This is a genomic window from Mucilaginibacter sp. (assembly GCF_041660805.1).
Classification (GTDB): Bacteria; Bacteroidota; Bacteroidia; order Sphingobacteriales; family Sphingobacteriaceae; genus Mucilaginibacter.
Genome location: NZ_JBAZVP010000008.1, coordinates 61,179 through 73,260 on the forward strand (window position 1 = coordinate 61,179; position 12,082 = coordinate 73,260).

The following is a 12,082-nucleotide window of genomic DNA, read 5'->3' on the forward strand; positions in this document are numbered from 1 at the left end:
ATAGTGTATCATAACCGAACACATGCTGTAACAGAAGCGTACGGTGCAATTATGGTAATTGTGTTTAAACTACTGAATTACAGGTTTTTAATTTGTGGCATGTGTTTTTGTATTCAATTACAAAATATTAATAAATACAGTGGACAGAGTAATAGAAAAAAAGACGTGGAGTACCAAACGGCTAATGACCATAGCCGGCATAACAGGAGTGGTATTATTAGTTGGAGGCAGCATATTTTTTACATCGGGTAAAAGCAAGCTAAATGTTGATACAGAACGCATTACTATCAGTGAAGTTAAAAAAGGTGCCTTCCAGGAGTTTATTCCGGTGAATGGTGTTGTATTACCGCTTACTACTATTTATTTGGACGCGATTGAAGGCGGACGTGTAGAAGAGAAATACGTAGAAGACGGCGCTGTTCTTAAAAAAGGCGACCCGATACTAAGGTTATCAAATACCGATCTGGAATTGAGCTTGGCTAACCAGCAAACAGCCGTGTTTAACGTGCTTACCCAAATGCAAATATCACGTGACCAGGCGCAGCAAAATACCATCACCAAATTAAATTCAATGGCCGATGTAGATAATGCTTTAAAAGAAGCTGAAAGGGTTTATAATCTTGATAAAAAACTATACGATCAAAAAGCGATAGGCTTACAGGAATACCAGTCGGCCTTAAACTTATATAACTATCAGGTAAGGCGTAAAAGACTTGCTGTACAAATCTTAAAACAAGATACCGTATCAACAGGTGCACAGGCAAAACAGTCGGCAGAGTCATACGCTAACATGAAAGGCACGCTTGAGCTGATGAAGAAAAAAGTGGGCGATCTGATAGTGAGGGCTCCTATAGACGGGCAGCTTACCTCGATGGATGCCGAAATTGGCCAAAGCAAAAACAAGGGCGAACACCTGGGCCAGTTAGATGCGCAGGGTGGTTTTAAAGTACGGGTTGATGTTGAAGAGCATTATCTGTCAAGAATTTACACCGGTTTAAAGGGCGACTTTACCTTTGCAGAAAAAAATTATAAATTGGTTATTAAAAAGGTTTATACATCCGTTGAGAAAACCGGCCGCTTTACAGTTGACATGGAGTTTGTTGGCGAAGTACCTAAAGGGATCCGTAAAGGGCAAACATTGCAGATCCGTTTAGCATTGAGCGACGAAACAACTGCTTTATTAGTGCCTAAGGGAGGTTTCTACCAGCAAACAGGTGGTAACTGGATCTTTAAGGTGAGTGAAGATGGCAAAACAGCTTATAAAACTGATATACAAATAGGCAGGTTTAACACTGATAATTATGAATTGCTGCAAGGCTTAAAACCAGGCGACAAGGTAATAACATCAAGCTATGAGAACTACGGTGATATACAGGAACTGGTGCTCAAAAAATAATGCAACAAGTGTAACCTTATGTTAAGGTATGCGTCTTGTAAAAAGATAAACAGAAATAAAACTATAAAAATATAAATCACAATTAAATCAAAATCAAGTCCTTCCGCTTTAACCGGCGGAAGGGCTTAAAGGGAGGCCAAATGATAAAAATTACAAATCTTGAAAAGTTTTACCGCACTGAAGAGGTAGAAACCATTGCTTTGAACAAGCTGTCAATGGAAGTTAACACCGGCGAGTTTGTGGCCATAATGGGCCCGTCTGGTTGCGGTAAATCTACATTGTTAAACATTTTAGGCATGCTTGATGATCCGGATGAGGGCAGCTATGTTTTTAATGGCGTTGAAATTGCCCATTTTAATGAGCGCAAACGTGCCGATCTGCGTAAGCACAACATCGGTTTTGTTTTCCAGAGCTTTAACCTTATTGACGAGCTTACCGTATTTGAAAACGTTGAGCTGCCGTTAATATACACCGGGGTAAGCAGTGCCGACCGTGTTAAAAGGGTAGAAGAGGTTTTGGATAAAATGCAGATCATGCATCGCCGTAACCACTACCCGCAGCAGTTATCGGGTGGCCAGCAACAGCGTGTAGCAATTGCCCGTGCGGTTGTTAATAAACCTAAACTAATACTTGCGGATGAGCCTACAGGTAACCTGGACAGCAGCAACGGTAATGATGTAATGGAACTACTTACAGACCTGAACGAACAGGGAACCACCATAATAATGGTTACCCACTCTGAACATGATGCCCGTTACAGCCACCGTATCATCCGCCTGTTGGATGGACAAACTGTAATGGAGAACATTATGGTTTAGTTATACTACCTGATTTAGTTGAATTAATATATAGTTAAGTGTGTCTCTTGCTACCCTCCGCCCTAACAGGCGGATGGGTTGGTTAGAGAATGCCTGTTAGTTTAGTTTGTTATGATAAAAAATTATATAAAAATAGCCTGGCGTAACCTTTATAAAAATAAGGGGTTTTCGCTTATTCATATAATGGGGTTAACCATAGGCATTACTGTTTGCATGATGATATTCATTTATATTATGAATGAATTTAGCATGGATAATTTTCATACCAAAGGAAAACGCATTTACCGCGTAATGCGGAATTTTAAAGAATTAAAGCAAGGCGTACCTTATTTATCAGGGCCGTACGCCCCGGCTTTATTAAATGATTTCCCGGGGGAGATCAAACAAGCTGTACGTGTTAACACCAGCCAGGGATTAATTTCTTTTGATAACAAATCATTTATTGAGAAAAAACTATATGTAACAGATGCCGGATTTTTTAATCTGTTTACTTTTAAACTTATAAAAGGTAATGCAGCAACAGTACTCAAAGATCCTTCAAGCATTGTACTTACTGAAACAACAGCGAAAAAATATTTTGGTAACATTGATAATGCCATGGGCAAGGTGCTTACCATGGATAAGAAACTGCAACTAAAGGTTACCGGTATTGCAAAAGATGTGCCCTCCAATTCACATTTAGATTTTGATATGGTTGTGCCATTAGCCAATTACTTTAAAGCAGACTACTTTAATGTATGGATAAATAACGGTTTGTTCACCTATGTACTGCTTGATGAGCATACCGATAAAGCCGCGCTCGAAAAAAAATTCCCGCAATTTGTAAACAAGTATATGGGTGCAGATTTGGCCCGCTTTGGTATGAAAATGAATCTTAGCCTTACTCCGCTATCTGCTATATACTTTGAGCCTTCATCAGCATTTGACAGTGTTAAGCATGGCGATAAAACCGTGGTTTACATTTTTATATCTATAGCGGTATTGATCATGCTGATAGCATGTATCAACTTTACCAATTTATCTACTTTAAGGGCGGTAGAACGTTCTAAAGAAGTAGGCCTGCGTAAAGTGCTGGGCGCATTAAAAAATCACCTGGTGCTTCAGTTTATAGGAGAGTCAATGCTGTTAACTGTAATATCATGTGTGCTTTCTGTAGTTGCGCTACTTTTACTTATGCCCTGGTATAAAGAATTGCTTGGCTATAGCCTTACAGTATCCTGGAATTCAGGCCCGATATATTTGTTCTTAGCAGGCGTAATACTGGTTATTGGTTTCCTGGCAGGGAGCTATCCTGCTTTTTTCTTATCGGCATTTTCACCTATACAGGCCTTAAAGGGGAAATTGCGTTTAGGGAAAAGCGGTACCTTCTTCAGGCAATCATTAGTGGTTGTTCAATTCAGTATTTCTGTATTACTGATCATCGGCACAATAGTGATCATGAACCAGATGAGCTTTGTAAAAGGTAAAGAACTGGGCTATGATAAAGAGCAGATTGTAGTTGTACCCATAGATAACGACGATATATATAATCATAGAAAAGTATTTAAGAATGAGCTTGAGGGAAAGGGAAATATAGCATCTGTCTCCTTAATGTCTGGCGAGCCGGGAGGCTTTCATGATGTACAAAGCTTTGATGCAGAAGGCCAAACCGAAACATTTAAATCAAGAACGGAGTTTGCCGATTTTGAATATGTAAAAACACTCGGACTTAAGATAGTTGCCGGTCGTGATTTTTCGCCCAAGTTTAGTACAGATACTGCAGATGCTGCCCTTATTAATGAAACCGCAGCTAAAAAGCTGGGCTTTACACCGCAACAGGCTATTGGTAAGCTTATCAAAAACACCATCCGTGACAGCACAAAACGCCGCATAATTGGTGTGATAAAAGACTATAACTTCCTGTCGCTAAAAGAGAACATGGATGCCCTGGTTATTTCACCTGCCGAAGACAGGAGAGTGGCTGTAATAAAAATAAAACCGGGTAATATAAAAGCCACCATAGCAACTATCAAGGATGCATATACGCAAGCAGCTCCCGTTTACCCGTTTGAGTATAGTTTTCTCGATCAAAAATTTGATGTCACCTACAAAACAGATCTGCGTCAGCAAACCATGTTAACTATATTTTCGGGCCTGGCTATTTTCATAGCTTGTTTGGGCTTGTTTGGTTTGGCATCATTTACTGCCGTGAAGCGTACTAAAGAGATTGGTGTAAGAAAAGTGCTGGGCTCATCTGTGGTTAATATATTATTGCTATTATCAAAAGACCTGCTTAAACCGGTTGTTATTGCAACCGCAATTGCTATTCCGCTTGGTTATTATTTTATGCACACGTGGTTGCAAAACTTTGCTTACCGCACACCACTAAACTGGTGGATATTTGTATTTGCCGCGTTTATAACCTTCGCTATAGCATTACTTACAGTAAGTATTAAATCACTTAAAGCGGCCATGGTAAATCCTATAAAAAGTTTAAGAAGCGAATAAGATCAGTATATCTAAAACTATTAGTCATGTTTAAAAACTTCATAAAAACCACAATACGCAGCCTTACCAAAAACAAGGCATATAGTTTTTTAAACATTTTTGGTTTAGCAATAGGTATAGCTTGCGCCTCCCTTATTTTTTTATGGGTGGAGGATGAAGTTAATTTCGACTCTACCAACGTGAAGAAAGACCGGATCTACATTGCCCGCGAAAATCAAAAGTACGATACTTACGTTTTTACGCACTCATCAACCCCGGGTGTAATGGGGCCGGCCATTAAGGCCGAAATACCAGGTGTTGCTAATACCTGCCGCACCAGTGACGGGCCCGAGTCCCTGTTATTTGGCAACGGAGATAAATCTGTTTTTGCCAAAGGTAAATATGTAGAGCCTTCGTTTTTTAGCATATTCACACTGCCGTTTTTACAGGGTAACGCGGCTACAGCATTCACCCAATTGCATTCTGTGGTTATTACAGAAAAAACCGCCAGGAAATTCTTTGGAGATAATAAAAACGTTATCGGTAAAAGCATCAGGGTTGATAATAAACAGGATTATGTTGTAACAGGGGTTTTAAAAGATATCCCGGCAAATTCCAGTATTCAGTTTGAGTGGTTGATGCCTTTTCAGATATTCTGGGACAAAAGCCCGTGGTTAAAAAGCTGGGGCAATAATTCTTTAAGCACTTATATCGAATTAAAACCCGGTGCAGATCCTAACGCTGTAAACAAACAGTTATACGGCTTTATCCAAAAACGGGAGCCACGAAATTTAGGCCGTGTGTTTTTATTTTCCATGAACGACTGGCGTTTATATGATTCATTTAAAGATGGTATAAAAACAGGCGGCGGCCAGATAGAATATGTAAGGCTGTTCACGGTTATCGCCTGGATAATATTGTTCATAGCCTGTATAAATTTCATGAACCTGGCCACTGCGCGCAGCGAGAAACGCGCCCGTGAAGTGGGTGTACGCAAAGTGCTTGGCGCAGGTAAAAGATCGCTTGCCATGCAGTTTATAGGCGAAGCGGTATTAATGTCGGTTATAGCCGCTTTTTTTGCAGTGATCATCGTTATGCTTACGTTACCGGCATTTAACGTACTGGTTCAAAAACAATTAACACCGGGCTTTAATAATCCATATCACCTTATTGGTTTATTGATGATCACCCTTATTTGCGGTTTAGTTGCAGGCAGCTATCCGTCATTATATCTTTCGTCGTTTAAACCGGTATCAGTATTAAAAGGGCTTAAGCTAAAAGACAGCGGCGCCGCTTATATCCGTAAAGGTTTGGTGGTTATGCAGTTTACCGCATCGGTGATCCTGATCATCAGTACCATTATTGTTTATCAGCAAATACAGCATGTAAAAAACAGGCAGTTAGGCTTTAATAAAGATAAACTGATGGAGATCCCTTTGCAGGGAGATATGGCCAAAAACTTTAATTCCATTAAGCTGGACCTGTTGAATACCGGTTATATTCAAAATGTTGCCCTGTCAGATCATGAGATTATTTACGGCGGCAATAACACATCAGGCCTTACCTGGGATGGCAAGCCCGCGGGTTCTGAAGTATTAATATCGCAGAGATATGTTACACCAGATATTTTTGATGCAGCCGGACTTAAGTTATTAGATGGGCGCAACCTTACAGTAAAAGACACTAATTCCAAACCAATTGCCATAGTTATCACCAAAAGCCTTGAGCAGTTAATGGGTAAAAATAGCGCCTTAGGCAAACGGATCCATTACCAGGGCGATACTACAGCTGCTATTGTGGTTGGTGTAGTAAACGATTATGTATACGGCAATATGTACGGTAAGCCCGATCCGGTGATGTTCTTTAGCGCCGATCCAAAAAACACACAAATGATGTACGTACGCATCAAATCGCAAAAGGGAATTGAGGCTTCATTGACAGCCATACAAGATGTTTTGAAAAGGGACAACCCGGCTTACCCGTTTGATTACCGCTTTGTTGATGATCAGTTTAACCAGATGTTCCAAAGCGAAATGCTGGTGAGTAAATTGTCGAGGGTATTTTCTGCATTGGCCATTGTTATATCCTGCCTGGGCTTGTTTGGCCTGGCCGCTTATACTGCCGAACGCAGAGTAAAAGAAATTGGCATCCGCAAGGTATTGGGTGCAAGTGTATCTGGCATTGCGGGTTTACTATCTAAAGACTTTTTACAACTGGTGATCATATCCTGTGTAATTGCTTTCCCGGTTGCTTACTGGGCAATGCAAAACTGGCTTAAGGGTTACCAATACCATATTAATATACAGTGGTGGGTGTTTGCAGTAGCCGGTATCTCGGCTGTAGTTATTGCCGTAGCAACTATCAGTTTTCAATCAATAAAAGCGGCATTAAAAAACCCGGTAACGAGCCTGAGAAGTGAATAGTGTTAATGATTAGTGAAGGTTTGTGAATAGTATTAAACAAGCCTTTGATTTAGAAAAATTTAAAACAGAAGATCATGTTTAAGAACTATATAAAAACCGCCTTTCGCAGCCTTTACAAAAATAAAGGCTTCACCGCTATAAATATCCTCGGCTTAGCCTTAGGGTTAGCAACCTGTTTATTAATTGTTTTATATGTTGTTGATGAGTTAAGCTACGATCGTTACAATACAAAGGCCGATAGGATTTACCGGGTTAATGCCGACCTTAAACTGGGCGAGAACCGGAAAGATTATGCTGTAGTAATGCCGCCCCTGGCAAAAACACTTATTGCGGAGTTCCCCTATGTAGCAGATGCCGTACGCCTAAAGAATGCCTACACCATGCATGTTAAAAAAGGTGAGGTGAATATGATAGAGAACAAGGTTGCCTTTGCTGATCCATCGCTTTTTAATGTTTTTACGCTGCCAATGATAAGCGGTGATGCTAAAACAGCCCTCGCTGAGCCAAACTCGGTAGTAATGACCGAAAGCACCGCAAAAAAATATTTTGATAAAACGGATGTGGTGGGCCAGATGATGGTTCTTAACGATAATCAAAATTTCAAGATCACCGGGGTGATAAAGGACGTGCCAAAAAACTCGCACTTCAACTTCGATTTCTTTTTATCGATGGCCACCTGGGCGGATAGCCGCTCTAATGCATGGCTGCGTAACGATTATAGCACTTATGTATTGCTAAAGGATGCCAAAGATGTCAAAAAGCTGGCTGGAAGCTTAGATGCATTCTTGCTAAAAATGAGCGGCGATCAAATGAAGAGTGAGATAGGAATGAGTTACGCCGATTTTGAGAAAAGTGGCAGCTACTTCCGCCTAAACCTTACACCACTTACCGATATCCACCTCAAATCTAGCCGTATTGGCGAACTGGCTGCCAATAGCACTACCCAGTACGTGTACATTTTTTCGGCCGTTGCCATATTTATATTACTGATTGCCTGCGTAAACTTCATGAATCTTTCTACTGCCCGTTCATCAAACCGTGCCCGCGAGGTAGGGGTACGTAAAGTATTAGGCTCGCCGCGTAAATATTTGATAGCGCAGTTCCTTTCCGAATCTATCATGATCACTTTCTTTGCGACAGTTATTGCCCTTTTTGCTGCTGTAGCATTGCTGCCGCTGTTTAACCAACTGGCCGGAAAGAACATCGCCATTACACAAGCAACATTACTTTGGTTATTGCCGGTATCAACGCTTATTGTATTGGTTGTTGGGGCGCTGGCCGGTTCTTACCCGGCGTTTTTCCTTTCGGCATTTCAGCCTATTGATGTACTGAAGGGTAAACTGTCTGCAGGTTTTAAAGGCGGCGGCTTGCGCAGCTTTTTGGTGGTTTTTCAGTTTGGGATCTCTGTGTTTTTGATCATTGGTACGCTGGTTATCAAAAATCAACTCAGCTTTATACAAACCACCAACCTTGGCTATAATCGTAACCAGGTACTTGTTATTAAAAACCCTTACGAACTTAACAAGGCAACCAACACGTTTAAAAACGAATTGAGCCAACTGCCGGGCGTTACCAGCGCTACCATGACGGGATTTATCCCGGTGTCTAATTACAGAAGCACATCCATTTATTTTAAAGATGCTACGCTCGACCAAAAGAACTCCATTTTTCCGCAAAGCTGGGAAGTGGATGCCGACTGGATCCCTACGCTGGATATCAAAATGACAGCGGGACGCAATTTTTCTAAAGACAGGCTATCAGATTCGGGAGCCGTAATCATCAACGAGGCCGCCGCTAAATTCCTCGGTTATAAAAATCCATTAAACCAAACCCTGTACAAATCGCTTGGCGGAAAAACAGAGTTATCTAATACCAAGAAATATCAGGTTATCGGTGTGATGAAAGATTTTCACTTCAGTTCCCTGCACGAAAAAATTGAGCCTCTTATCATTCGTCTAGGCGAAAACAATGGCGCAATAAGTTTGCGCGTAAACACTAAGAACTTACCGGCATTAATGTCGCAGATAAAGGAAAAGTGGGCAACGTTGTCGGCAGTACAAATGGACTATTCGTTCATGGATCAGGATTTTGATGCGTCCTACCGCTCAGAGCAGCGCGTAGGCACCATCTTCATCGTATTTACCTCCCTGGCTATCATTATAGCTTGTTTGGGCTTATTTGGCCTTACAGCTTATGCAGCAGAACAGCGTACCAAGGAGATAGGCATCCGTAAGGTTTTAGGTGCCAATGTAACCGTGATAGTAAGTATGTTATCAAAAGATTTTATCAAGCTTGTTCTAATAGCCATTTTAATAGCATCGCCGCTTGCATGGTATATGATGCATTTATGGCTGCAGGACTTTGCTTACCGGGTTAGTATACAATGGTGGGTATTGGCAGGATCAGCCTGCGCCGCGCTGGTAATAGCTTTTGTAACCATCAGCTTTCAATCAATTAAAGCGGCTTTGGCCAACCCCGTAAATAGTTTAAGGAGCGAATAAAGAGAATAAAATATAAAGGCAAAAATTAACATCATGTTTAAAAACTATTTGAAAATTGCCCTGCGCAATCTTAAAAACCAGAAGCTTTACAGCTTAATAAATATTAGCGGGCTGGCAGTTGGTTTGGCTGTTTGCATGATGATAATGCTATACGTTACCCATGAAATGACCTATGACAGGTTCCACAAGAATGGCGACCGTATATATAAGATTCAAAGCAGCCTCAAAATAGGCGGCAATACCCTTAATATGGATCGTATGAGCTATGTGTCGGGTCCGCTGGTTAAGCAAAACCAGCCTGCTGTAGAAGGTTATATGCGCAGCTTAAGGTATTCTAAACCTGTAATTGTAAACAATCCGTTAAGCCCGCAAACTAAGTTTGCTGAAAGCAAGCTAATATTTGCTGATAGTGATTTTTTTAGCTTCTTTTCATTCAAGCTGATTTCAGGTAAGCCGGTTAATGTACTTAAAAACCCGTTTTCGGTTGTTATATCGCAAGATATCGCCAAAAAATATTTTGGCGACAAAGATCCGGTAGGTAAAACCATCACTCTAAAAACAGACAGCACTTACACTTACCAGGTTACTGGTGTTGCAGAAAATAATCCCTCAAACTCTTCTATAGAATATAATATTATAGCTTCAACTGCAAGCCTTATAGCGATGAAAGAGGGCAAAAGTTATAAGAGCGACCAAGACCTTGGGCCCGGATCTTTTGATCTTTATCTGCAGCTTAAAAATACTGCCGATACTGCAAATGTAAAACGGGGTATGCAGGCAATGGTTAAAAAAGGTAAGGATTTTCCCGAAACACAATTCTTTTTATCGCCATTGACAAGTTTACACCTCAAAAATAATTTCGGCGATTTTTCAAACACCAAATATCTTAAGATATTCCCGCTTGTAGCTGTGCTGATATTATTGCTGGCGCTGGTTAATTATATGAGCCTGACCACAGCACGTGCAACTCTCCGGGCTAAAGAAGTAGGGGTACGCAAGGTATCGGGCGCCAGCCGGAAAACAATAGCCGCCCAGTTCTATGTAGAATCGGGGTTGTTTACTTGTTTGTCGTTTATTATGGGGTATGTATTGTGTTACATGTTTAAGCCCTGGTTTTTAAATGTGCTGGAACTGAAGATAGACAACTCGTTTTTGTACAGCCCAATTGTATTAATGCTATTATTTAGCTTGTTTATTATAACAGCCTTAATAGCAGGAATATATCCATCTGTAGTGTTATCGGCATTTAAACCGGTTATTACGCTAAAGGGTAAAATGAGCAGGCAAACCGGCGGAACGGTAGTGCGCAAGGTTTTCACCACGTTGCAGTTTAGCATAGCTGTTGGCCTCATCATTTGCGGGGTAATTATTGACAGGCAGCTTTTCTTTATCAGGCATGCTGATACCGGCCTTAACCGCGAAAATGTGGTGATGATACCGGTGGCAAGGAGCTTTGGTAAAAATTATCCGGCATTTAATAAAGATGTGCAGGGGTTAGCAGGCATCAGTGATGTAGCCACCTCGCATTATGCCATGTATGGTGGTTATGATATGCGCTTTATTGATGGTAAAAATCCCGGTGAAAATATACCCTTGTCTACCTTATCGGTTGACAATAATTATATCCAAACGCTGGGCCTTAAATGGAAGTTCGCGCCTGTACCACATACCCAATTAGCTAATCCCGATAAGGTCATTATAAACGAAACGGCAATTAAAGAGTTAAACCTGCCCGCAAACCCTGTTGGCAGCTACCTTAAAAACGGCGACCAAAGAATAGAGGTAGCCGGTGTAGTAAAAGATTTTAATTTCAGCTCAATGGAAGGCAAAATCAAGTCTCTTGGCTTGTTCATCGCGGCTGATACTACACAGGCATGGGGCTTGGTTGGCTGTAATTTATTTGCACGGATAAAACCGCATACCAATATACCATCTATGATAGCCGCCATCCAAAACCTGTACAAGAAGTACGATCAGGATACCCCGTTCAGCTATACGTTTATGGATGAGGCCTTTGATAAACAGTACAAAGCCGAGGACAGGCTGGCATCTATATTTGGCATATTTACCTATATCACTATTATACTGGCAACATTGGGCCTGTTTGGTTTAGCAGCCTTTACTATTGAGCAGCGCACCAAAGAGATAGGCATCCGTAAAATACTGGGCGCAAAGCTGTCTGCTATTGCCGCGTTACTGTCGGCAGATTTTTTAAAGCTGGTAGTGCTGTCGGTAGTCATAGCCTCGCCTATTGCCTGGTGGACTATGCATAACTGGCTGCAAAACTTTGCTTACCGCATAACAATACCATGGTGGGTATTTGCCTTTGCAGGGTTTATAGCCATTGTAACCACCATAATAACAATAAGTTACCACGCCGTAAAAGCCGCGCTGGCCAACCCGGTAAAGAGTTTACGGAGTGAGTGATTAGAGGTCAGTTAATTAGTGATTAGTTGACTGTTATCATCTTCGATTTAA

General features: G+C 41.1%; 6 protein-coding genes. All 6 read left to right on the forward strand.

Annotation, left to right across the window (positions count from 1 at the left end; genetic code table 11):
* Window positions 1–139: 139 nt before the first annotated feature.
* The 6 genes from WC743_RS12730 (at window position 140) to WC743_RS12755 (ending at window position 12,031) form a co-directional block, all read left to right on the forward strand.
* Window positions 140–1,396, forward strand: a complete 1,257-nt coding sequence (locus WC743_RS12730) for an efflux RND transporter periplasmic adaptor subunit (RefSeq protein ID WP_373012386.1) — start codon at window positions 140–142, stop codon at window positions 1,394–1,396.
* Between the two features lie 140 nt (window positions 1,397–1,536).
* The gene (locus WC743_RS12735; RefSeq protein ID WP_373012387.1) at window positions 1,537–2,214 is read left to right on the forward strand and encodes an ABC transporter ATP-binding protein; all 678 of its coding nucleotides are present in this window, start codon (window positions 1,537–1,539) and stop codon (window positions 2,212–2,214) included.
* A 111-nt stretch (window positions 2,215–2,325) separates the two neighbouring features.
* Entirely contained in the window at window positions 2,326–4,701 is a 2,376-nt protein-coding gene (locus WC743_RS12740; protein WP_373012388.1) for an ABC transporter permease, read from the forward strand.
* Window positions 4,702–4,727: 26 nt separating this feature from the next.
* Complete coding sequence (locus WC743_RS12745) at window positions 4,728–7,103, forward strand: ABC transporter permease (protein ID WP_373012389.1); 2,376 nt, start codon at window positions 4,728–4,730, stop codon at window positions 7,101–7,103.
* Between the two features lie 74 nt (window positions 7,104–7,177).
* Window positions 7,178–9,604, forward strand: a complete 2,427-nt coding sequence (locus WC743_RS12750; protein WP_373012390.1) for an ABC transporter permease — start codon at window positions 7,178–7,180, stop codon at window positions 9,602–9,604.
* A 33-nt stretch (window positions 9,605–9,637) separates the two neighbouring features.
* A complete protein-coding gene (locus WC743_RS12755) occupies window positions 9,638–12,031 on the forward strand; it encodes an ABC transporter permease (protein WP_373012391.1) in 2,394 nt (797 codons plus the stop codon).
* The last annotated feature ends 51 nt before the right edge of the window (window positions 12,032–12,082 follow it).